At 41.0% G+C, this 25,258-nt stretch carries 11 protein-coding genes; 5 read left to right on the forward strand and 6 right to left on the reverse strand.

The window, feature by feature from the left end; translation table 11 throughout:
* The first annotated feature begins 18 nt into the window (after window positions 1-18).
* The 3 genes from AC1DFM_RS27710 to AC1DFM_RS27720 all read left to right on the forward strand — a co-directional run bounded on the left by AC1DFM_RS27710 (window position 19) and on the right by AC1DFM_RS27720 (window position 7,768).
* Complete coding sequence (locus AC1DFM_RS27710) at window positions 19-1,320, forward strand: S41 family peptidase (protein WP_477080023.1); 1,302 nt, start codon at window positions 19-21, stop codon at window positions 1,318-1,320.
* A 164-nt stretch (window positions 1,321-1,484) separates the two neighbouring features.
* Window positions 1,485-4,709, forward strand: coding sequence for a P-loop NTPase fold protein (locus AC1DFM_RS27715; RefSeq protein ID WP_477080024.1), 3,225 nt, complete (start codon window positions 1,485-1,487; stop codon window positions 4,707-4,709).
* A 272-nt stretch (window positions 4,710-4,981) separates the two neighbouring features.
* Complete coding sequence (locus tag AC1DFM_RS27720; protein WP_477080025.1) at window positions 4,982-7,768, forward strand: family 78 glycoside hydrolase catalytic domain; 2,787 nt, start codon at window positions 4,982-4,984, stop codon at window positions 7,766-7,768.
* A gap of 671 nt (window positions 7,769-8,439) precedes the next feature.
* Here AC1DFM_RS27720 and AC1DFM_RS27725 read toward each other — a convergent pair.
* The 5 genes from AC1DFM_RS27725 to AC1DFM_RS27745 form a co-directional block, all read right to left on the reverse strand.
* Window positions 8,440-9,255 carry an SDR family oxidoreductase gene (locus tag AC1DFM_RS27725; RefSeq protein WP_477080026.1) on the reverse strand — a complete coding sequence of 272 codons (816 nt, stop codon included), beginning with the start codon at window positions 9,253-9,255 and terminating at the stop codon, window positions 8,440-8,442.
* A 162-nt stretch (window positions 9,256-9,417) separates the two neighbouring features.
* A complete protein-coding gene (locus AC1DFM_RS27730) occupies window positions 9,418-10,428 on the reverse strand; it encodes a hypothetical protein (RefSeq protein ID WP_477080027.1) in 1,011 nt (336 codons plus the stop codon).
* Window positions 10,429-10,891: 463 nt separating this feature from the next.
* Window positions 10,892-13,576 (reverse strand): glycoside hydrolase family 2 protein, encoded by a 2,685-nt coding sequence (locus AC1DFM_RS27735; RefSeq protein WP_477080028.1) that lies wholly within the window; start codon window positions 13,574-13,576, stop codon window positions 10,892-10,894.
* Between the two features lie 90 nt (window positions 13,577-13,666).
* The gene (locus tag AC1DFM_RS27740) at window positions 13,667-15,112 is read right to left on the reverse strand and encodes a RagB/SusD family nutrient uptake outer membrane protein (protein WP_477080029.1); all 1,446 of its coding nucleotides are present in this window, start codon (window positions 15,110-15,112) and stop codon (window positions 13,667-13,669) included.
* Between the two features lie 24 nt (window positions 15,113-15,136).
* On the reverse strand, window positions 15,137-18,484 hold the full coding sequence (locus AC1DFM_RS27745; RefSeq protein WP_477080030.1) for a SusC/RagA family TonB-linked outer membrane protein: 3,348 nt from the start codon (window positions 18,482-18,484) through the stop codon (window positions 15,137-15,139).
* 285 nt (window positions 18,485-18,769) lie between these two features.
* On the opposite strand from AC1DFM_RS27745, the gene AC1DFM_RS27750 reads away from it, so the two are divergent.
* Window positions 18,770-21,511: an alpha/beta hydrolase family protein gene (locus AC1DFM_RS27750; RefSeq protein ID WP_477080031.1), complete on the forward strand. Its 2,742-nt coding sequence runs from the start codon at window positions 18,770-18,772 to the stop codon at window positions 21,509-21,511.
* 64 nt (window positions 21,512-21,575) lie between these two features.
* On the opposite strand, the gene AC1DFM_RS27755 is transcribed toward AC1DFM_RS27750, so the two are convergent.
* Entirely contained in the window at window positions 21,576-24,179 is a 2,604-nt protein-coding gene (locus AC1DFM_RS27755) for an alpha/beta hydrolase family protein (RefSeq protein WP_477080032.1), read from the reverse strand.
* A gap of 366 nt (window positions 24,180-24,545) precedes the next feature.
* Here AC1DFM_RS27755 and AC1DFM_RS27760 point away from each other — a divergent pair, with 366 nt between their 5' ends.
* Window positions 24,546-24,806 carry a hypothetical protein gene (locus AC1DFM_RS27760; protein WP_477080033.1) on the forward strand — a complete coding sequence of 87 codons (261 nt, stop codon included), beginning with the start codon at window positions 24,546-24,548 and terminating at the stop codon, window positions 24,804-24,806.
* Window positions 24,807-25,258 lie beyond the last annotated feature (452 nt).

Consider the following 25,258-nt stretch of genomic DNA (forward strand, 5'->3'; position numbering starts at 1 on the left):
CTTGTCGTAAATTAAAGGATGCTTTTTCTTCAACGTTGCCTCCTCTTGTTATTGCTGGCATCTACTGCGGTAGCCCAGGACCAGCTATACACTACCGCCGAATTAAAAGCGGATCTCCGCTTTGTGAGAAAGCAACTGGAAACTACCCATCCTGCACTGTATCGCTATACGTCCAAACCAATATTTACGGCCTTTTGGGATAGTCTCTATCAGCAGATCAATCATCCAATGAAAGCACAGGAGTTTTTAAGTTTAATTACCCTCCTCCACGAAAAAATTGCAGATGGGCACACCATGTTCCTACCCAGCAAAGCTGCCATGGCCTATTATAGCAGCCAGGGACGATTTTTTCCATTGCAGGTAATCTGTCGGGATGGAAAGTTGTTCATCAAAGACAACGGCTCACTCAATAAAACGCTGCAGGCCGGACAGGAAATTTTGTCTATCAATGATATGCCGACAGATAGCTTAATGACACAGTTAATAAAAAGACAAGTCCGGGATGGATATAATCGTACTTATCCTTTATGGATATTGCAACGTTATTTTTCTGCGTACTATAACTTTGCATTTGGCCAGTGTGCCAGCTTCCGCGTGCAGATCAAAGGAGATACCAGTGTACAAACAGTAACGGCACTCACCAAAGATAGTATCCGGTTGTTGCTTCCGCCAGACACCTCCACTACCTCCTTACTATATCCGGCAGGAAATGATCATCCCGGTATTACTTTGTCCCTAATGCCAGATGGAAATCCGGTGATGAAGATGAAGACACTGGATAAAGATGAATTAAAATCCACTTATCATCAGTCGTATAAGACCGCCATTGATAGCATATTTGCCCGGATACGCGAGGCCGGATATCAGCACCTCGTCCTTGACCTGCGCGACAACCAGGGTGGCGATTTTGCGCCCGGATGTTACCTGCTTTCCTATCTGGTGGCCAAACCAGTTACCTATCTGTACGGTGGTAAGGAAGCCCGGGTAATTACACCACTTCGTAACCACTACACCGGACGCCTGTTTGTACTCATTAATGGGGGGACTTTTTCTAATGCAGCCATTGTTAGTACCTATCTGGAGAAGTATACGAAGGCTGTTTTTATAGGAACGGAATCTGGTGGTAATAAGCATATCATCAGTGGAAATCCGAAGATGATATCTTTACCTAATACCCATTTGCAGGGATTTATCTCTACCACCAATTACCTGATTAGCCGGGATGTAAATGACGGGCATGGTTTGGTGCCGCGGTATAATGATGTGGAGGATGAAGCTGCGGTACAGGAGGTATTGAAAACGGCTATTGGTGCGGACTAAATTACTGTTTAAGATCGGGTTGGGGGGAAGGATAGCCGTACAAATGTAAGTGGAAAGAAAAGCGCTTTTTGTTGAGGAGGGCATAGTACCTTTTACATTTGTAGTATAGAAGAGATAATAGTAAGTTTGTTGCTTATTGATTTTACCCCCTAATTAATGCGTTAATGGAATACCCTATATTACCTGTAATAAAAGCTCCGCATGAGTATGGAGTGGAAATCCCTCTGAATTTAGTTGATTTAGTGATATTACCGGTTGATCGTGAAGTGGCAAAAAATAGGTTGGCTATGGAAGTATTGGATAATGTTGGTTATCCGTCTTCCGTATTTCCGACCTCGAAACAGCTGCAGAAAGGTTATCATTATTATGAGGGGGGAGGTCGTAGAATTAATATACTTTTTATTTCAACTGCAGACAACAGTGAGGCCGCTGGCTATTGGCGACAGCACCTCAGTGCTGGATTTATAGAGGCAGTATCGAAAGGTAAAAATTCTATAGTATGGATACCCGCTACGGGAAAGGGATTGTCACTAGAACAAAATTTATCAACTATAGCAGATGTAATCAATGATTTATATCATCGATATGCGCTGAACGTTCATTTTAGTATTTCATTACCTAAAGAGGTGGAGGATACCTGGATTGCTCAACAAGTTAGAGAGAATAGATCTGAAGTGTCAAATAGCCATACGCAAGAGGTAGAGGGTCGTTTTAAGGGAGATATTTGTCTGTTTAGCCCTGAATGGGAGGACAACTCCGAACGCCTGACCAGGTTACTACTTAGGAATGCGTGGCATAAAAGGCACAGCCTCGCACCATTTTTAAAAGAGGTTAAGATAGGTGATGTTATTGTCTATAATAAATCAGCACGTTTTTACAGTGTCACAGAAAGGAAGGAGGTGGGTGTCCCGTTGGAAATCCAAGCCGTTGGAGTAGTTATACCTGTTTCCGATGGAGCGGCAATGAAGGTAGATTGGTGCATTACATCTAAGGAGTTGATTTTTGCTATTAAGCACATTGCCCTTCAGGGACGATATGCCAGGGTGGTTCAGCGGCTTTCTGAAAAGGATAAAATTTATCTGTGGAGGCAATTAGGCCCTGCGCTGCGGAGCATCCTTGAGAGAACAGTGACCCAGGCTACACGCCCAACCACAACGGTTAGCAAAATTGGCCATTTTCATAACGACACAGACACTACTACTGACCATCTTGATATCTCTAATGATGTTACCGCTTTTGCCCGTATTATTGCTGCCAGCAGTTTCCAGCCCCCGATGGCGGTGGCATTATTGGGGAAATGGGGATCGGGGAAAAGCTTTTTTATGGAGCAACTGCGGCGAAAGATTGGTGCATTGTCTCAGATGGGGGTGGATGGGGCTTATTGTAGTGGTATTGCCCAGATTCATTTCAATGCCTGGTCTTATATGGACACTAATCTCTGGGCCAGTATTATATCAAGAATCTTTGAACAGCTTAATATTTATATCCAGGCAGATGATTCTACTACTGCCGCGAAGAATGAAATCAAAGCAACACTTATCAAAAGGCTGAGTATTACGAGTCAGGAGGTTTCTTTTCTGGAAGACAAGAAAAAGCAAATTGATCAACAGGTGAAAGGCCTGCAGGATAAGGTGAAAAATATCCGGATGGAGTTAACCCGGAAAATACAAGCTGTGAGGAAGAACACCCTCAGGGCCGTAATAGCAAACGTTGATGAGCAGTTTAGTGTAAGGGTACGCATTCTTGCTGCTTTAAATAAGAATAAAACTTTCTGTCAGTCGAAAGAAGAATTAAGAAAAATAGTACCAGACGAGTATTGGGAGAATCCGGTGGAAGCCTACAAACAGGCGAAGTCGTCCTACGCTTTTTTACGTGTTTTTTTTCGAAAAGGCAGGTGGTTAATCAATATAGGATACCTGGCCGCAGTAATACTGCTTATCGTTATAGTACCAAAAGGATTAGACTGGCTGGAACAGCAAATAGCAGTCACCGGATTTCTTATTCCGCCATTTATGATCACCTTCTTATCTGCGGCATCGGTGATGTTTGTCAGAATAAGATCCGCTTATAAGGAATTAAAACCAATCATTGCCTCTTTCTGGCAGATCAAAGAAGGATACGAAGCAGCTATTACTTTGGCACGTGATAAGGCCGCTCAGGACGAGAAGGCGTTGCTGTTGCAGATTGAAAAAAATAAGGCGGAATTGATTATGGTGAATGAACAGGTAGTATCTGCAAAAGCTGTACAGGCAGATCTGGATTTTAGAATTAACAATGCCCTCGCTACCGAAACACTGTACAATTTTATTGATAAGCGTTCCAAAAGTGAAGATTACCGAAAACACCTGGGAATCATTTCTGTTATCCGTAAAGATCTTGAAATCCTGAATAGTCTTTTTTATGAGCATCAGGGAGAAGTGCAAACAAATGGAGAGGCGGAAATTTTCAGAAATCATTTTAAGGTGAAATTGCAGCGCATCGTGCTGTATATTGATGATCTGGATCGATGCCCGGAAGAAACGGTAGTACAGGTGTTGGAAGCGGTGAATTTATTAATGGCATTTCCGCTTTTTGTAGTGGTGGCCGGTGTGGATTCCCGCTGGATAAGGAATGCGTTGTTAAGAAAACATGCGATACAATTTAATGGATTGCATGGCGGATTGGGAGCCGGTGGAGCGGAACTCGACCCTTCGGATTATCTTGAGAAAATATTTCAGGTACCCTTTCATCTGAAAGAACCAACAGATACAGATGTGAAAGGTATGATCAGTAAGCTGGCGATGGGAGGTGCACCGCTACCTGAAATAAAGACGAAAAAAGTATTGACAACACCCACTGCAACCAGCGTGATGGCGGCATCAGCAGGAGATTCGATCGTGTCTGCGGAAAAATTAACATCCACAAAAGCATTGACAGACGCGATCATTCCTGAGATAAGTTCTGTTGCAACTATAAAAGAGCAAATTGAAACGCTGACGCTAACTACAACAGAAGTGGAAATACTGCAGCGCATGTCCGGGATCGTAGGCAATAACCCCCGCACCATAAAGCGATTTGTTAATATTTTCAGAATCATTAAGGCACATGAAGAGTTTGGTTATGAGCATGAGACATCCAATGTTGAATTAATGTCCATCTTATTTATGTTGGCATTATCACTTGGTCCTTTCAGGAAGCTGATACCTGGCTTCATTCATCATCTTAAGGGAGCAGGAAAAGAAGAACCGGACCTGGGCTCTTACTTCCAACATCGTAAAGATCCGGGACTGGAAGAGTTGAAATCTGTATTTGAAAGAAGAGTACGTGCAGAAAATCTGAATTTTCCAATAAGAGAAGCTTTTTTCAAACATTATGATTTCATCAAACGATTTGCTTTCAAAGATATTTAAATACAAAGGGCGGTTCACATTGAACCGCCCTTTGTATTTAGGGTATCAGGTACCTAACCCCTTATGCTGATATGTCTCACTGCCAGGATAATATCCCGCTAAATGCTGCTCTCCAAAATATTGTCTTTGTCCTTTTGGCCAGCTGTAAAAATATACCAGCAATTACGGGGAAATTTGCATAAATTAAAGATAGAGGGATGGTGAACTATCTTTCCGAAGCGGGGCTGTTGTAGAGAGGTAATTTTTGTAACTCACTCCATAAACGTGTAAGGATGAAATCCACGTTGTTATTATTCCTGTTACTGATCAGCACCGCCACCATGGCACAGAAAGTTCGGCTACAACACCTGCTGTGTAACGGACAAGCCAATAACCCTATCGGCATAGACGCCATGACGCCCACCTTCAGCTGGCAGCTTTACGCGGATACCCCTCACGTTAAACAAACGGCCTATCGTATACTGGTAGCCGATAACCCAGCCCTGCTGGCGCGTGATAAAGGGAACATCTGGGACTCAAAGAAAACGGCATCCGACGAATCGATACAAATTTCATATGCAGGTAAAGCCTTGCATCCCGCCACGGTGTATTACTGGAAAGTAATGGTATGGAATAATGGGGTAGCTTCCGACTGGAGTGAACCCGCCTCCTGGCAAACGGGATTGTACACGGCGGACGACTGGAAGAAAGCGCAATGGATTGGCTATGAAGCCATGCCGGATAATCAAAAGATTGTACCTGCGGTTCATGGTGATTACAAGGAGCGGAACCTGGGTAAAGACATCCTGCCTTTACTGAGAAAAGATTTTACTCCCCGCAAACCGCTGGCAAGGGCCACTGTTTTTATTTGCGGCCTGGGACAATTTGATTTGCATCTCAACGGAAAAAAAGTAGGAGCGCATTTCCTTGATCCGGGATGGACCAAATACGATCAACAAGCCTTGTATGTAACGTTTGACGTGACCGACCAACTGAAAGATGGTCAGAATACGTTGGGGGTGATGTTGGGCAACGGCTTCTTTTTTATACCCGGACAACGATACCGTAAACTCACCGGCGCTTTCGGGTATCCACAGCTTATTTGCCGGCTATACCTGCAATACCGCGATGGCAGCACGGATAATATTGTCAGTGATCCTAGCTGGAAAGCCGCGCCAGGTCCGGTTACTTTTTCCAGTATCTATGGCGGGGAAGACTATAACGCCACTTTACATCCGGCCGGATGGGACCAACCCGGCTTTAACGACAGCAGCTGGCGGAATGTGGTAGTGGTAAATGGTACCACCAACTTGCAGGCACAAACTGCTGCGCTGAATACTTTCGACCAGTTTTCGCCTGTTACCATTACGCAGCCACGGCCAGGTGTTTGGTTGTATGATATGGGCCAGAATGCTTCTGCTATTCCGCGTTTGCGGGTGAAGGGGCCTGCCAATGCAGTGGTAAAGCTTACGCCGGCGGAACTGCTGACACCAGAAGGCCTCGCCGATCAGCGGGCGGTGGGTAGCCCTGTTTATTTCAATTATACCTTAAAAGGCGATAGTGTGGAAGAGTGGCAGCCACAGTTTATGTACTATGGTTTCCGCTATATACAAGTGGATGGCGCTGTGCCGGAGGGAAAGGAAAACCCCCGTCACCTGCCTGTGATACAACAGCTCACGGAGATCCATACACGCAATGAAGCGGCTATCAGCGGCGGGTTTCATTGCTCGAATGAATTGTTTAATAAAACGTTTCACCTGATCGACTGGGCCGTCCGCAGCAATATGGCCAGTGTGTTTACCGACTGCCCACATCGCGAAAAGCTGGGCTGGCTGGAGCAGGCGCACCTGGTAGGCAGCTCTATCCGTTATAATTATCATATTGAAGCACTGGGACGCAAAATTGTGCGGGACATGATGCAGGCGCAAACCCCGGAAGGCCTGGTGCCGGATATAGCACCGGAGTATGTGGTGTTTGAAGATGGTTTCCGCGACTCGCCGGAATGGGGCAGCAATAGCGTTATTTTCCCTTATTACCTGTATCAGTGGTATGGTGATAAGCGGGTATTGGAGGAAAGTTATGAGATGATGACGCGCTACGTAGCTTACCTGGAGAAGAAAGCGGATCAACATATCCTCCGGCAGGGATTAAGCGATTGGTACGACATTGGGCCTAACTTTCCCGGAGAATCGCAACTGACGCCTAAAGGGGTTACTGCTACCGCGATGTACTATTATGACCTTTCTATTCTCACTAAAGTAGCGGGTATTTTAGGGAGACGGGAAGATGCCCAACGATATGAAGCCCAATCTGAACTGGTGCACGCCGCGTACAATAAGGCCTTCTTCAACGATAGCACTAAACAATATGCTACCGGCAGTCAGGCTGCCAATGCGATGTCGGTGTACATGGGGCTGGTAGCACCGGAGAATAAGGCTGCCGTGGTAGACAATATCATTGCAGATGTGCGTGCGCATAATAACAGTCTTACCGCTGGTGATATCGGTTATCGCTACCTGCTGCGCGTGCTGGATGAAGAAGGACATTCCGATGTGATCTATGATATGAATAGTCGTTCCGATGTTCCTGGTTACGGCATGCAGCTGGCCAGAGGCGCTACGGCATTGACGGAGTCCTGGGAGGGCTTTCGCAACGCCTCCAACAATCATTTTATGCTGGGGCATTTGATGGAATGGTTTTATACTGGTTTGGCAGGCATCAGTGCGGCGCCTGGCAGCGTGGCTTTCCGTGATATTGTGATTCGTCCGGAAGTGGTGGGAGAGGTGACTTCCGCGGAGGCTACCCATGAATCGCCTTATGGTTTGATCAGTAGTAAATGGAGAAAGGAAGGAAGCAGTTTTTTCCTGGAGGTGCAAATACCGGGTAATGCGCGCGCCACTATTTATTTGCCGGCATCCTATACTGCTGACGCTACCATGAATGGGCAAGTGCTCACCAAGGGATATAAAGACGGGCGTTACGAGATCCATGTAGACGCTGGCAAATACATCTTCACGGTTATTAATACACCACCTGCCAATAACACTGCCGGCAGCTACGCCGGCCTAATGACCCGATAAAAAATAATGGCGATGAAAGGAATATGCCTGATCGAGTCGGGGAGAAGTGTTGTGTGCTGTTGTGTATGATAATCCGGATGGTTTTCGTGTGTTGATGATAGTTAGGTGTCCATAGTATGAGTTGTAACATTGGAATGGGTGTGATGATGTTTTTAGGGGTGGGTGAATTGTTTATGGTTGCTGTAAGTGTGTGTGGTATTGTGTTGTGGCTGTTTGGTGGGGTGTTTGGTTGAATGGTGGGTGTAGTTGAAAATAAACTCTTTGCTTATTCTTCATAAGAAATTTTTCAATTCAAAAATCAACTTTTTGGCGATTTTAAAAATGAACGAGAATGAACAAGAAAAAATGAACTGAACGAAACTGAACAGAGTTTTTTTAAATACTCGTTGTACATTTGTTCTGGGTTAACAAACATGTCATTCGGACTAAAAGACGAATGACCAAAGATGAAAAAAGCAACCCTTTCCAGGGTAGCTATTTAGCCCATTCCTTTCATCAGAATGGGTTGTTGAATTACGGGAAAAAGCAGTTCTTTCCAGATCAGCTTCTCTTTTTTAAAAACAACCCTGGTTATTGTTATCCTGGATCGCCGTTAATTACCAGAAGGGTATTTCCGTTTTTTGTTATTCGCTTCTATAGCTTTTTGCTTTTAGCTTTCTGCTTTCTGCTCTTCAAAGAAACAAGTCCGTTTGTAATTTTCCACCTGGCACTACTGCATATTTATCAAAGTTGGTAATACCGGCAGCCTGTAATACTTCTTCGTCGATGAAGGTATGACCGGTGTAGGACGCGGGTTGCTGCAGAATATATTCCACTGCATCAGCCAGTATATCAGGAGTACGGCTTCTGTTAATCAAGGCATCTCCTCCCAGCAGGTTTTTTACTGCTGCTGTAGCAATGGTGGTGGCGGGCCAGAGCGCATTAGAAGCAATATGATGAGGGGCCAGCTCTGCAGCCCAGCCTAAGGCCAGCATACTCATATTGTATTTGCTGATAGTATAGGCCACATGTGGACCAAACCATCTGGGGTCCATGTTGATGGGAGGCGATAGCGTAAGGATATGTGGGTTATTTCCTTTTTTGAGATAAGGAAGGCAGTGTTGTGTTACCAGGAACGTGCCGCGCACGTTGATATCATACATCAGGTCGAACCGTTTGGCTGGCGTTTGTTCGGTGTTGGTGAGTTGAATAGCGGAGGCGTTGTTGATCACCACATCTATCCCGCCAAACTTTTCTACTCCCAGTTGTACGGCGTGAGCAATCTGTGCTTCTTCCCGGATATCTACCTGTACGGCCAGCGCTTTGCCGCCGGCGGCTTCTACTTCTTGCGCAGCAGAGTAAATAGTACCTCCCAGGCGCGGGTCTTCTTCTACACTTTTGGCGGCAATAATAATATTAGCGCCTTTGCTGGCTAATCGCAGTGCGATGGCCTTGCCTATGCCACGGCTTGCGCCGGTAATAAAGATGGTACGTTGCTGAAAAGACATAACCCTTGCTTTTTGCGGTGAGAAAAGAAAAGGAATTTAAGGATTCTTTCTTTCATAGCAAAAAGCAAGGGTTATTTTGAGGGATAGATAAAAAATAGCGGGACTAAGACTAGTCCCGCGAGTCACCAACCTAAAATAATCAAGGGGTGATTAAAGTAAACTTCATTGGGCATTACGAATGGTGATGAAGGAACAGTTAAAATATGATTCAAATGCGTTGATAAATTCAGTAGTGCTTCTCATGGCAATCGAACTCGCAATATCTTTCGCCTCGGCCTTGGTGGTCACGGCGGTATGGAAGGCGTGCAACATTTTACGTTGTTTGTCGTATGCGTCCATGGTAATATGGTAAGTGTTTTCGAAGCCGGCATATAAGGCTTTGGCTTTTACATCAAAGATGTAAGCGATCTTAGCCAGGTTGAATTCGTCGTCCACGTGTGAGTTGATGTACTCCAGCACATCTTTCAGGATATTATCTATTTCATCAGCGTTATAGGTATTCGGCAGATGAGCGATTTTATCCTGATTAGCGAAGTTGATAAACAGGTCTACGCAGCATCTGTGTAGGAGTTTCTCTGCCGCTACCCCAATATATTTACAATCTGTGATTTGTTTGATGAGGTGATTACATACCAGGTTGAGTTTATAAGGCCTGTGTTGTAATGGTCCGCTACCGGCCATCAGCTCTTTCTTTGCCAGTTGTGCGAGGTCTGGATGTATTTCGCCCAGTTTAGGTAAATCTGTTGGCAATACGTTGATGTGGAAGCTGATCATTTCATCGCCTCTTTTCATAGGCGCTTCATTGAACCGGGCGTTTAACTTAAACATATTCACTTCCTTACCATTCAGCGGATAGGCGCCATTTTCCGCTATCTCTGCTTTGGTGGAGCCGTGGGCCATAAAATGCAGCACCACAATTTCCTTGCAGGTAACGGGTAGTAACTTAATAGCTTCCATCGCAAAGATTTCGTGTATCCAGACGCTGAAAATACCGAGACGGATCACCTGGCAAACCATGTCGAAGTCGTAATCTTTTGTGTAGAAGATCTTTGAAGCAGGGATGATCAGGTGCTGATACTCTTCCGGAATCTCTTCTATGGGCGTATAGTTTTGGTCTTCCGTTTCGATTCTCAGAATTTTTTCAGGGAGATTTACTTTTCGTGGCAGAGCCATAAAACAATGTTTTTAAACTGTTGAATATTTGTTTTTCCGGTGCCTGTTACTGCTGGGCTAATTGAAAGGTTTTCATAGGATAGAACAAACTATTTCAATCGGCTGTCAGTATTGTTTCATAGAGTCTGTCTTCTAATGGATATCCTGGTTGTATTAATAATACACGAGTAATAATTTAATGGTACTATAAGAATGTGTCTTTTAACGGTTACTCGTGAGATGGGTCCTTTTCTTCCCTTTTGAAAGATGGTACACTAATAATACACAACGATTATTCCGATCGTACTATAGAAATTGAACTTTTTTTTAGAAAATTTCTGGGATGCGGGATGAAACAGGATCATATTGAAACTTTTTTGATTGTTTTAAGAAAAAGAGGTCACCAACAAGAATATTAGCGACGCTTCGAAATGAGTGCACATGGGGCGTAAACCAATCCGCCCACATGTACCGCGTAATGAGTTTAGTTATTTGTAGGCCAGGTTGGCTGGCCGGATTTCATTTTTTGGAGGATATCGGCATAGACTTTTTCGTCGGGAGTACCCTTTTTCAAAGCGACGACTTTTTCTTCCCACTGAATGGCTTCTCCAGATTTATTTATTTTGTGAAGAAGATTTGCGTAAGTGTCATATGCTTCTGGAGTTTGGTCCGAGTTCTGGATGGCATACTTCATTACATCGCCTGCAAATGCCAGTACCTCGGGATCAGTGACATGTTCAAATATTACCCATGTTACGTTATTTATATCGTACTCGGGTCGTGATAGTGCTTTCTTAAAGTAGAGTACATAATATTTACTAAATTCACTCCAATCCCGTTTAGTGGTAATGTTGTATAACATACGCCTCCCCAAGACCAGTTCTTCTCCTAAATCGCCATATTTAGCACTTATTTTTTGCTCAAGTGAATCCCAGTTCACATTCGGGTTACCATCTTTAGTGTATGGTTGAATTTCTTCAACATCAATAATTCTCTTTATTTTCTTTTCCGCATAAGCTGGCCCAAAATTGGCATTTACTTCTGCCAAGTGTTGGTTGAAAAGAAGGAATCCTTTATCCCTCGTGGATTTCGTAATGTTGTTAATGAAAAATAGGTTTTCTTTGGATAGAGGTGTGCTTAATATGCTAATGTATTCGTTGCCAATTTGAGTGGCATGATCCAGATCTTTTTTGCGAATGGCCATTACTGTAAGTCTTCTGAGAAAAGTTGAATCCCTAATCCCATCTTTAAAACGAGTCATCATTTCTGCATATTGCGTGTTGCTATCAGTTGTATCAATTGCTGCTGCAATATTAAAATGGGGGTCAAGTGCAAATCCGTTTGTTTGGGGAACCAGCTCCTTATTGATAGCACGGACATCATTTACCGGAATTTTAATGATTTCCCGATCGTAGGTAAGTAAGCCATTCTCTTCTCCTTCTACGTCAAAAGGCTGGGTGTAAATAGAGGCGCTTAAACCAGCCGCTTCCAATTTTTTCAGCTCAAGCATCATGCCCTTGTATCGTTCTTTTAATTCAGCAGGTTTTATTTGTACGTAACCCCATCCTTGCATGTCATCCCATTCATGTCCGGGAACAGTAACACCTATTCCACCGAATTCACCTACTACTCTTGCCTTATTCGCTTGTGCTGGAGCATTTTTTGGATCGGGATAAGAATGTACATCTGTCATATCACTTCCTATCCAAGGGTGGTCCGCTGGGTCGCGTAATTGATCGTCTATATAAAGCAATTCTCCGGAATGTCCATTGACGATTCTGCTGGGGTCATATTTTTTTACCCATGCAGTAAGTCTTTCCTGATCATATGCTCCCCAACGTTCGTTAAAGAGCACCCAGGTTACTATACTGGGATGATTATGTAATTGGTCCATCGTTTCCTGTACCTCTTTTTCAAATATGGGTCTGGATCCCGCCGGAAGACCGTGAGGTGGATTGACAAAGTCCTGCCAAACTAATATACCCAATTTGTCGGCATGGTAGTACCACCTTTCCGGTTCAATTTTGATATGTTTTCGGATAGTATTAAAGCCCAGTGACTTGATAGTTTTAATGTCAAATGCTAATGCTTCATCAGTAGGCGCTGTATATAAACCGTCGGGCCAGAAACCTTGATCCAGGATACCTAAATTATAGGTGTATTTATTATTCAGGAAAATGCGATCCGTACCTTTTTCATCTTTTTGTATATCAATTTTTCGCATACCGAAATAGCTCTTTACCTCATCTACAGTCTTATTACCTTTGATAAGTTTTATAGTAAGCTCATATAGAAAAGGATCATCAGGTGACCACAGTCGCGAATCGGGTACTTTGATAGTGGCTACACCGTTATTGACTGTTGGTTGTATTTTAGACTCGCTGATAGGTTTTCCGTCAGCGGAGGCTACAATTTCAAGTTTGGTATTGTCTGGATTACCTACCGTTTGAATGGCTAGTTTTAATATACCATTGTCAATGTCCGGGGTGCTTGTTATATGGGAAATATGTGTGGCCGGCAATACTTCCATCCAGACTGTTTGCCAAATACCACTAGAGGGTGTATAGTATATATTTTCTGGATTCAGCACTTGTTTTCCATGCGGATTGGGCCCTTTGTCGCTAGGGTCATACACCTTTACCAGAATTTCATTCTCCCCTTTTTTCAGGAACTCAGTGATGTCGTAGGAAAAATTTTGGTATCCTCCGGAATGTTGCCCCACCTGCTTTTTATTTATGAAAATGGTGGCTTGCCAGTCCACAGCACCAAAGTTTAGCATCACACGCTCACTGGATGTTGTCGCCGGGCGTTGGATGGTTCTTTTATACCATAAGCGTTTATCTGGCATCAATGTTTTTTCGACACCAGAGAGCGCTGATTCTATAGGATATGGAACAAGTATGTTACCATCAAAGCTATCCGGACTTATAACAGCTGAATCAGTAATAGCGTATTCCCAAAGGCCATTCAGGTTTTGCCAGTTTTTTCGCTGCAGAGAGGGTCTCGGATACTCTTTAAGGGCATTGTCAGGAGTAACGTCCTTGGCCCACCTTGATTGCAAATGCGTGGGTCCAATATGATATGATTGAGCATTTAAATCCTTGTTTTGGGCATTACAAAACAATGTTATAGCGGTGAAAAAACCGGTAGATATAATTCTTCTTTTCATCTTCTACAATTTATTCGAGGTGTTTGTGTGGTTAATACGTTTGGTAATAAGATTATTGAAAAAGTCTGGTTAGTAGGTGGATTGGAAGAGTCAGTATCCAGCATTTTGAGTTAGATTTCCATCTGTGCGAATATCGTAGGAGGGCAAAGGGAACAATTGCCAATTGGGGCTCCAGGAGCCGCCTTTCAACGGTGTTACTTTCTCCATTACTTTATTTACTGTTTGAATCCTTTTTAGATCAAACCATCGATGCCCCCATTCTGTAAACAATTCCACCTGACGTTCATGGTAGATGGCAGCAAGCAATTGTACTTGATCAGTATTTGTATAATCTTGCAGACCGGCTCTATTGCGAAGCAAATTCAGATCGTCTTTCGCTCCTTTAATATTACCTTGTTGAGCTCTTGCTTCTGCACGAAGTAGATATTGCTCTCCTAAGCGTAGCACAGTGTTGTACTCACCTAAGGGATCGTCAATAGAGTTAAGTTTGTATTTATATGGGTAATAATATAGTATACCGGCAGAGGTTACAGTATCTACCCATCGTCTTTTTCTCTGATCATTTGGCTCGAAACTATTTATCAGTTGAGGACTTAAGTACACCGGAGTGAATATAGAAGGGCCTGTGGATGGTAAAACATATATTTTAGCATCTTCGGTGTTGGAATGATAATTGACAGGCTGCAGCTGCCAGATTGCTTCACGGCTGTTCATAAGAAATACTTTGTTTAAAGAATCCAGATTATAGAGAGCCGTGTTATTAATAACTTCGGTGGATCGAAGTTCCGCATTTTTCCAATCACCCGTATAGAGATAACTTCTCGCAAGAAGGGCAGCTGCAGCCCACTTAGTGGGCCTTATGCGCTCTGTCGTTTCAGCTAACAAGCTTCCATCAAGATAATTAGGCGTAAGCAATGTCTCAGCATCCTGAAGATCGGAGATTATTAGTGCCCATACTTTTTCTTTAGGGCTACGAGAGAGAATAATATTCACGGTATATTCTGTGCCTATAACTAACGGAACATCACCGTACATGTTTAGCAGGTGATAGTAGCAAAATGCTCTGTAGAATTTGGCCTCACCAAGTAATTGCTGCTTTACACTCGGTGTTAAGGATGACGAACTGTTGAGACCTTCAATAGCTGCATTGGTTACATACACTTCATTATAGATGGCGGCCCAGAAATCGGTAAAGGACGTGTTGTTTTTTAAATTATTTTGGTAATATGCTTTCAGTCTTGGGTCTCCGGCACCGCTGTACAATGTTAGCTCATCTCCAGAAAGACCAGTTATTAATCCTATAGATGTTAAATCTGACCCTGTTGCTGGACTTCCACTAATAATAGTATATAAACCAGTTAATACGGCAATCGCAGTTTGATCATTCGTGTAAACATTTTTTGTACTTATACTTGTCGTCGGGGTATTAACTTCGATTAGCTTTTTGCATCCAGATAGCAAGATTAAACTATTAATATAAACTAATAGGATGATGGTACTATGCTTTTGATTTATAAATTTAATTATATTTCGCATGATTCACGAGTTTGGTAGTTTCTATTATAATGTAATCTGTGCGCCTATCGTTACTATCCTCAGCGGAGGTAATGCAGATTTTGTTTCTGGGTCTAATCCTTTGTACTTCGTGATTGTAAGTACGTTTTGAGCATTAAGGAATAGTCTGGCAGCAGAGGTGTGTAGGGCTTTCTTCCAAGCGTCAGGGAATTGCCATGATAGGGCGATGTTTTTAAGTCTAATATAGGATCCATCAGTAAGACCGACGCTACTATTAGTAATGTAGGTTAAATTTGTATTTAGACCTGCACTATATGGCTGTACTTCAGCTTTATCACCAGGTTTTTGCCATCTGTTTAGTACACTGGTGGACTGATTTGCCAAGCCGGAGTTAAACATGCCAGGATAATTGCCATTTAATCCATATGATATATTATTAATAGCCGATCTTTTGGTAAAGGAAAAAAAGATGTCCAGAGAGAAATTTTTATAGCTGAAGCTATTTTGTAATCCACCGTAGAATTTGGAATCTGTATTGGCGACTATTGTTTTGTCAACAGGGTCTGAAGGTGATGAAGTAAGGTTACCTTTAACGTCCTTGAATTGATATTGTCCCGTCGTTTCATTAACTCCTGCATAATTGTAATATATTTGGCTGGACAATGATTTTCCTAAAAAAATCATTGTACTTTTATCTTTTCCAGAATAGGAAAGTAATTGGTTTTTGGGAATTGTAATATTAACATTGGTTGACCAAGAAAAATTTTTTGTTTTAATGTTGGTAGTTGCTAGAGTCATTTCCCAACCAGTATTTTGAATGACCGCAGGGAAATTTTTTGTTATACTACCGAATCCTGATATATATGGCAAATTGACCATTATTAATTGATTCCCTGATCGATTCAAGTTATAGTTTACAGTATAGAAAATTCTGTTGTTTATGAATCCTAGTTCTAATCCGAATTGCAGTTTTTTAGTTTCTTCCCAAGCTAGAGCGGGATTTGTTAGCCGGGAGGGCGTAAGGCCAGTTATGTTTTGATATGGGTTCCCGGTTATTAACATTGGTTGATAAATATCTATAAATTGATAGTCTCCTATTTGATCATTGCCGGTAGTACCAAAGCTACCACGCAACTTTCCAAAACTTAATGAAGGGAGGTTGGATTGAATAAGTTGTTCTTGGGAGAAAATCCAAGCTGCCCCAATTGCGCCAAAATTATGGAACTGATTTTCCGTTCCAAATCTTGAACTGCCATCTCTTCTACCACTGAGGTTAATAATATATTTTTCTAGAAGGTTATAGGTCACCCTACCGTACAAAGCATTGTATTTGTATATTGAATTAATGCTTTGTCCCGTTATTCTTGTGGCTGAAGCTAAGTCTTCCATCACCAATTCGTTACTGAATCCGCTTGCAATAATGAGCTGTTGATCACTATTTAATTGTGTCAAGGTGCTTCCGAGAAGGACGTTTAGATTCCCCTTTTTAATTTTTCTGGTATATTCCAATTGTGGTTCGATCGTCCATGAGATGATTCGGTTTGTTAAGAATGTAGTTGTATTGTAGCTATATTGGCGATATTCAGGTGCTACTATAGAGATGGGGACTTTTGTTATTTCATTAGTTACTAAATTGTTATATCCTACATTGCTTTTTATTGTTAATCCAGGAATGATTTCATAGCTAATTACCGCATTATTGACAAGGCTCATCGTTTTGTTTCGGCTTCTTTGGGCAATTGCCGCTATGGGGTTGTTGTAATAGGTACTGGCGCCACTTTGGTCGGGAGCCCAATTAATACTCCCGTCAGGACTATAGGGATTAGGTGCCATAGGTGCTAATGTAAGCGCGGAAGAGGTTAAATCTGTTGTTGGGAGTCGGTTGTCATCAAAGGAAAAAGAACTTGTGAATTGTAGTTTAAACTTTTGATTTAAGGAGTTACTATTTAGATTTAGATGTACGTTGGCTTTTTGGTCCGAAAAAGGGCCAGGAAAAACCGTTGTTTCCTTATGATATCCGACTCCGAATAGGAATTGGGTATAAGCGTTTCCACCCGATGTACTTACCTGAGCATCCGTGTAGTTGGCTGTTTTTCCGATAAGCTCTTTCTGCCAATTTGCGTTGCGAGTTGTGTCCCAGGTACCATTTAAATCCCAATCAAAAGAAGATACCGTTGAACCGTCATTTTTCAAAGCTTCGTGTCGCATTTCAAGATAGTCTTTTGTATTCAGTACCGGTAGTTTTCGTGACACATTTGCCCATCCACTTTGAAATAATACATTTACATTAACCGGCCCTGCTTTCCCTCTTTTAGTAGTAATTAGTATAGCGCCATTTGCTGCTCTGGATCCATAGATCGCTGTAGCATCAGCATCTTTCAGCACTTCGATGCTTTCTATATCAGCCGGATTCATGTAATTCAGAGGATTTCCATAGACTCCATTTGCTCCAGAGCTGCCACCTATCGTATTTTGTGTTGGCAGTAGTTGTGAAATATACGGAACACCGTCAATAATATAAAAGGGGTCGCTACCACTGAGAAGGCTGTTCAGTCCTTGAATACGTACAGTTACACCGGAGCCTGATACCCCACTTGATTGTTCAATGAAAATGCCAGGGATGCGTCCCTGTAAGGCAGATAAAGGATTACCTACAAGTTGATTCTGAATGTCCTTAGCTTTCAAACTTCCAATGTTTCCGGTATTTAAGCGTTTTGTTGTAGTACCGTAAGCCATGATAACCTTTTCATCCAGTAAATTAGTATGCGAATTAAGTTGTATTAAGACACTTTTTTTATCCACAAGTACTTCTTTCGATTCAAATCCAATTGAGGTGATAATGGCAATACTTCCTCTGTTAATATCAGATATTCTAAATGAGCCATCGGAGTTTGAAATTGTACCATGAGTACTGCCTTTTATTTTTATGGACGCACCGGGGACCGGGTTGCCGTCTTTATCAATAATTTTTCCAGTAAAGTCAATCTCCTTTGATAAAGTATCCAAAATATAGGCGGAGAGAAGCTTTGGGGTCGATAATATTGCTTGCTTGAAAATTAAAATACTATTCTTATTTAACGTATAGCCAAGGTCTTTTTTATCACTTAATAAGAAGGTCATCACGTCATTTATGGTTGCGTTAAGAAAATTGACGGAGACTTTCTTTTTTTCGTTAAGTGCAGTTTCCTTAAAGTCATTGTGGATTGTAAGGCCCGTTTGGTGATGTATTTTGCTGAACACTTCTTCAAGTAGGATATTGTCAGCAGTTATGGTTACTCTGGGTACCTGGAAGTGGATCTCTGCCACAGCAGCACTTGAAAGATGAATCCATATAGTTAAGTTAGCCATTATAATAATGGATAGCTTACAAGTTTTTAGTACTGTTTTGACCATGTTGTTGTTCATTTATTGCCTGTAAGGAAAATAGGTCGCCGATTATATACTTATTACACTATACAACACCTTTGAGTACTATTGATGGTATTAAGTAGATATTTATTTTCATATCGTAGTACGTTTATCTGTTTTGAGGTGTAGTGAAAAAGATACGTTAGGGTCAGAGCGGCGCTAATAGACTTGCTAGGCATAACTGCTATGCTGTCACAGGGGAAGTAAGTACATTGGATTGTATTTATTTTTAAAGTGTTCGTAAGTGAAATGCCGATAAAAAAGAATAAGATGGAAAGAATATCTTTTGTTATAGTGTTATTGCTTTTTTTAAAAACCGCGGAGGCTCAAACAGTCAATCGCGTTGGAGGCTCTTATGAGCCTCTAATGGATAAGCCATTAATTGATTCTTCTGTTTATGAGAAGTGGCCTTTAGTTGCGGGTTGCGGAATAACTAATAATGGAGAATACCTGTATTGCGCAGAAACAAACATGGTAAAAGATACATATGTAACAGTGCTAAAGTCTGCGAAAGGGAGCTGGGAGATGAAAATACCAAATATGATTGGTACTGCCTTTACTGCTGATAGTAAATTAGCACTATATCTTTCTACTGACACGTTATATATTATAAAATTAGGTAAGTCATACCTACGTAAGATGCCAATGGTGAAGGCCTTTCAAGTGTCTAATCATAAAGATGGAGAGTGGATTGCATTTATGTTGGAACCTAAAAATGAGGTCGTGTTGGAAAATCTAATTTCTGGTGAAAGAAGATTATACTCCTCTGTTAAAGACTTCTCATTTAGTGAAGAAGGGAGAGTTCTTGTGTTGGAGAAAGAACTAGAAGAAGATGGGGGGCAGTCCATTGAATTAGTTAATATTTTGACCGGGGAAGACATTGCAATATGGAAGGGCCATGGCTTGGAAAATAAAATATTAGATTCGACAGGAAGTGAAGTAGTATTTATGGTTTCTGATAAGAATACGAATGAAAAATCTATATGGTATTACCGGAAGGGGGAAAAGGAGTCACGATTATTAGTAAGCAACAGATCTACAGAGATAGATGGTTCTTTTGTCGTAGATGCGTTGACGGACTTCAATTCTAACGGAGGCTATCTATTTTTTAATATGTTGAAAAAAGAGGTGCCAAAAGTATTAGATTCTAAAGCCAGAAAAACGACCGTTAATGTGTGGAGTTACCTGGATGAAAAGCTACAAAGTGCTCAGTTAATTGATTCTGGAATAAGAGTCTCCTACCCTTTTGTAGTTGACCTTGAAAGTCGCCATGTTACTCAACTTGCAGAAGATAATGAAAGTATAATAGCGTGGAGTGATGATGAGAATACATATATTGTTCAAAAATCGCCCGAAAGTGAGGATGTCGTAGGACCAGGGAAAGTAACTTATTATTTGAGATCCATAAAAAATGGGAGAAACATACTTTTAGATATAAAAGGTCGGCATATAATTAATCTTTCTCCAGATGGTAGATATGTATTATATTATAATAGTGAACTGAATAGCTATATCAGTTATGATGTATTAACTAATGTTTATCATAATATTACCAGTGGAACTAGTACTTCTTGGACTTGTATTTATCAAGAAGATCTTTCAAAAGAGCCAAGAGGAGTCGTTGGCTGGATAGATAGAGATAAAGCTGCCTTAATATATGACAAGTATGATATTTGGATGATAGATCCATCTGGACGCAAAAAGCCGCTGAGTGTTACTAATGGGTATGGAATAAAGCATAAGATTGTCTTTTACACAGGACTTGCACGTACATCTACATTTTATTCAGGTGACACATTAGTATTGAATGCCCTAAATCTGGAAACCAAGCAAAATGGCTTTTTTCAGAAAGTAATAGGAGCGTCTGGGGATCCTGAGCTGTTGACTATGAATGACTGTATTTATCAATTAGTGGATAATCCATATATCGAGGAGAATGGTACTTATCCAGTCAAGGCGAAGGATGAGAAAAAGTATATCCTTTCGAGAATGAAATATAACGAGTCTCCCAACTATTATTATACCGAAGATTTTAGGGATTTTGTCCAGGAAAGCAACCTACATCCTGAAAGAAAATATAATTGGTATAAAACAGAGTTGCACAGCTGGAAGAGGGAAGATGGACACCAGATGCAGGGAATACTTTATAAACCCGAAAATTTTGATCCAGGTAAAAAGTATCCCGTTATTATACACTATTATGAGAAAAAGTCATTTGCCTTGAATATGTATATTTTCCCCGAAAACATAAATGGGGGATGTAATATTAACATTCCGACGTACGTTAGTAACGGTTACTTAGTTTTTACACCTGATATTGATTATGTGTTAGGAGATCCAATGCAGGGAACATATGATGCAGTGATATCAACAGCTGATCATTTATCTACTTTATCTTTTATAGACAAGGAAAGGATTGGGATTGGAGGATGTAGTTTTGGAGGATTACAAACCAATTATTTGGTTACACATACAAATCTGTTTAGAGCTGCATATTCTTCATCTTCGATGTCTGATATGATAAGTGCTTATGGAGACGTTCCCGGAAGATATAAGAGTTTAAGCGGTTATTTTGAATTGGGAGGACAAGCGAGAATGGGTGGGACTTTATGGCAGAGGCCAGAAAAGTATATTAAAAATTCAGCTATTTTCAATGCTGATAAGGTGAGTACTCCATTATTGTTGATGCACACTACTAATGATGGTGTTTATTCATTTTCTCAAGCGCTTGAATTTTTTGTTGCATTACGTCGATTAGGAAAAAAAGTTTGGTTATTAGAGTATACTGATGCTAATCATGGAGTATCGGGGGGGGCTGCTATAGATTTCGGTATTCGACTGAGGCAGTTTTTCGACCATTATCTGATGGGGAAACCTGCGCCAGTTTGGATGACGCGTGGTGTTCCAGCGAAAATGAAAGGAATTGAAAGTGGTTATGAATTTGATGATAGCATTAAAACACCAGGAATGGGTTTAATACTCCAATCAGAGGAGGAGAAGGGGAAGAAATGAGTTTTTGATCGTAGTATAGTAATAGGGACATTAGTCTATTGATCTCTGATCATTTATAGACATATTAGTGTTGGCCTTTAGTTCGAATCATCCATTCTGGTAAGGGATAGCTTTGGAGAAAATGATCGAAAAATTGTTTCATTCGGATACTGAAGTCAATGGCGTCGTTACCAAAAATGCCATGGTTACCGTTATAAACAAGCATCCATGCTTTTTTCTTTAAGTGTTGAAAAGTACTGAAAAATTCCTGTATGTTGGCAAGCGGGAAAATTTCGTCATTCGTTGTATGCATAAGCAATAATGGCGTTGTCATACTATCTGTTAGCAAAACAGCGGAGCTTTTTATGTATACATTAGGATTCTCCCAAAGTGTTTTTCCTATCCGGAACTGGCCTATTTCATACATGCCTTGCATACTTTCGCCAGATCCCATGATACTGTTATAGCCGCTGACCCAATTACCAATACCGGAGGCAGAGCATGCAGCAGTGAACAAATTTGTGTGAGTAACCAGGTAATTGGTTTCTACAGCGCCCCAGCTACAGCCTTGTATACCCATTTTGGTAGAGTTGACATAAGACAATTGTGTTAAATGATTCACTGCCGAAATAAGGGCATCATACGCATTTTGCATTGGATCTCCTAACTGGTAATAGATATCAGGACAAAACACGAGGTATCCATTACTAACATAGTAGGGGATGTTAATAGCGCAGCCGCTTTCTAATACATTAGGCTCTAGGTAGGCATTTAATCCATCAGACATTTTCTCATAACAATAAAGGATGATCGGGTATCTTTTTTCAGGATTGAAATTTTCAGGTTTGTACAGCACTCCTTGTAAAGTGTGATGAGCCAATGATTCCCATTGATGTAACTCTGTGGTATACCAGTTATAAGATCTTTGTGGTTGCAAATCACTGATAGGCTTGAAGGATTTGAAATCGGTGGTAACGAAATAGTTGGGTGCTTCTGTAGCACTCATTCTTCGTACAAGATATTTATCAGCATGGAGCGCTTTTATAGGAGAGTAATTCACCCCATCTGGAATAAAGGGATTGTCAGGAATGTCATAAATGTATGGACCCATGCATAGTGGCTCTGGATTGCCTATGTGCCCGACTTTTTTCCTGTAAAATCCATTCTCTTTATTTCCTAAATTAAACGCTGTGAGTATGAGGGATTCTCCTCTATGTATGGATCGCATTGAGTACTCCCGTAGTGATAGTGAAAAGCGAATGTTGTATTTGCTCCCGCAACCATTGGTCAGATTTATGGGCAACTGAACGCCTGAAGGGTCGATCTGCCATATATCTCTTTTTCCATTAATAAATACGCTTTTGTCTGCCTCTTCCCACCCTGCAATATATTGTCCATAATCGTCTTCATCTATATTCTTTTGCCATTTTTCTGCAATACCTGATGTTATATTTCGCAATCTTCCACTACCTGTTTCGTAGACAAAATAGTCCTTTTTTGCGGTGTCATAGTAAAGTACATATCTGGCGCACGGGGATAGTTGTACTATATTGTTTTGGTTGATATTGGGTAAGTTGTTTTCCCTACCATCCTTTAATGAGATAGTATGCCAGGTAAAGCTGTTATCTCTATTCCAATTTATTTCTTGCCCCGTAGTTCTTCTTTCTTGTTGTCGAATTAATGCGACTGTATCTTGTAATCTGGGAAGAAATAGCCAGTCATTCTCTTTGTCTAGCCGGAAGATATTTTTGTCAGACAGTCTTATAACCGCAGTATATGTTCTTAATCCTAGCTCTTTTCGCTGTTGTGTTTGAAGTTCGTTGTCAACATAGCTCCAAATGTTTACTGATGTAGTTACCGCTTTTCTGATGGATGTATCCTGCTCTATGATATCCAGGAATATGTATTCCCCATTTCTACTAAATCGGGATAGATCCAATATACGGAATCCAGGATCAATTGATACGGCTATTGATACCGTGGTATCCATTCCTACTTTATAATATGTGATGGAATCTAACCTACTATTGGAAAAAAAAGCCAATTGCTCACTGGTTTCATTTTGTAGTAAATTTCGAACAGTAACCCCGCTCCAAAGCATGCTGGTGTTGCCGTAATCATCATCTGCCAATAGACTAACTTTTCCTTGTTGGGTTTGCAATAATACCCGCATTTTTCCATTATCTAGTAGTATCTTCTTGTCTGCAGTATGATAAGTGTTTGAGCTAGGGCTATTAGTATCTTCAATGACGAACTCTTTTTGAGAATTAGTTAAAAAGTAAGACAAGTCTTTGGTTCCAATATTATATAGTGACACATCTGAAATATAGAAAATGTTCGAGGTCCCCAGTAGGGCAATACATAGACTGTCATGTGCATTTATCCAGACAGCTTTATTGCTATTCATTGTAAATTTGTATGATCCTTTAATTGACGATTCAATCTTCCATTTGTTCTCCGTGCAGATTAACTTTAATACCCGATTCAAGGAGTCACTCAGCGTGATATAACCAGCGAATTTTCCATCGTTACTTATACCGGCATCAGACAGGCTTGGCCAGTTTTTATTGGCTTCAATATTCAGGTTGGGTTTCGATATTTTGTTATTATCTATATTTCTATCGAAGGCAGATTGGCCAAGGCAATAGGTACATAGAGTCAAATGTAATACCAGTTGAATGTATTTCATGCACTACCGGGTTTAGTATGGGAAGTATTGTTATGTTGGTGGCTGTAAAATCTGAAATGAGACTGCGATAATGTTGCAGATGGAGAATATACGAAAGGAATATGCTACTGTAGTCTTATTACAGCCGAATACTGTAATTTGGTAGGGAGTAGCTATAACTACCTTTGATATCCCAAATTTCAGGCAATAATGTGTAAATGGTTTGCGAAATGATTTTATTAAAGAGCAAATAAAACATCATTTGGTAGCGAGGTAAATGACAAGTAAATACGACTAGGAGATTAAGTGAGAGTTGACGCCAGAAAAAAAAATATGAATAATCTGGGACACATTTTTTATACCATTTCTTCAATTTAATAATACACTATGAAAAAAGCAAAATTTTTATTGGTGGCGCTGGCCGTTTTTACGATCGCCGGTGGTGCGCTGGCTTATAAGGCCACTAGAATATCTAGAATATTCTACCTGGATACAACTACCTCAAGCCCAAGTGGCATTATTTCCGTTTGTTCTGTGTCGACTGCGCTTTTTTATCGCCTTGATCCGGGAGGAGTAAAAACAATTAAGGCAAGTACAGCATCTATTGATGTGACATGCCCCGTAATATCTGTCGCTATAAATGGGTAGCGGATGCAAGTTTAAATGAGTATTTTTAAGAATATTTGGTAAATAGAAGCCTGAAAAATACTCCATTTTAGCGTTTCGTTTATTTATGATGTTACAGAAGTATCGTTAGCGTAAAGCGGTTGCCAGAACGTTTTGATGGTAACGTTGTATAGGATTTTTTAGTAGCATGCTAAAATGAAGATTATGGAGTCTGTTGAAGATGTCGGACTAGATCGCGAATGGTAAATAGAACAACGTCATATCTGCATGGGGTGGTTTTAATCGCTTTGCGCTGTACTGTTTGTAGCCAGAAATTGTAATTCTAGACACTATCTCATAAACTGTGTAAATTCTAAAAATCGGGGTGTTTCACCTCGATTTTTTAATTTTAAAGCATATATAGTTTTATGAAGACAGAAGATTTTTTATCAGACGACTTTCTGAAGCAGTTTAAAACGGCCGATCAACTAAAC

This window comes from Chitinophaga sp. 05T412 (assembly GCF_056396465.1).

Coding starts and splice junctions, on each gene's coding strand:
- AC1DFM_RS27725 (WP_477080026.1), bottom strand. CDS start 9,255: ATGTCTTTTCAGCAACGTACCATCTTTATTACCGGCGCAAGCCGTGGC.
- AC1DFM_RS27715 (WP_477080024.1), top strand. CDS start 1,485: ATGGAATACCCTATATTACCTGTAATAAAAGCTCCGCATGAGTATGGA.
- AC1DFM_RS27750 (WP_477080031.1), top strand. CDS start 18,770: ATGGAAAGAATATCTTTTGTTATAGTGTTATTGCTTTTTTTAAAAACC.
- AC1DFM_RS27745 (WP_477080030.1), bottom strand. CDS start 18,484: ATGGTCAAAACAGTACTAAAAACTTGTAAGCTATCCATTATTATAATG.
- AC1DFM_RS27720 (WP_477080025.1), top strand. CDS start 4,982: ATGAAATCCACGTTGTTATTATTCCTGTTACTGATCAGCACCGCCACC.
- AC1DFM_RS27710 (WP_477080023.1), top strand. CDS start 19: ATGCTTTTTCTTCAACGTTGCCTCCTCTTGTTATTGCTGGCATCTACT.
- AC1DFM_RS27735 (WP_477080028.1), bottom strand. CDS start 13,576: ATGAAAAGAAGAATTATATCTACCGGTTTTTTCACCGCTATAACATTG.
- AC1DFM_RS27740 (WP_477080029.1), bottom strand. CDS start 15,112: ATGCGAAATATAATTAAATTTATAAATCAAAAGCATAGTACCATCATC.
- AC1DFM_RS27730 (WP_477080027.1), bottom strand. CDS start 10,428: ATGGCTCTGCCACGAAAAGTAAATCTCCCTGAAAAAATTCTGAGAATC.
- AC1DFM_RS27760 (WP_477080033.1), top strand. CDS start 24,546: ATGAAAAAAGCAAAATTTTTATTGGTGGCGCTGGCCGTTTTTACGATC.
- AC1DFM_RS27755 (WP_477080032.1), bottom strand. CDS start 24,179: ATGAAATACATTCAACTGGTATTACATTTGACTCTATGTACCTATTGC.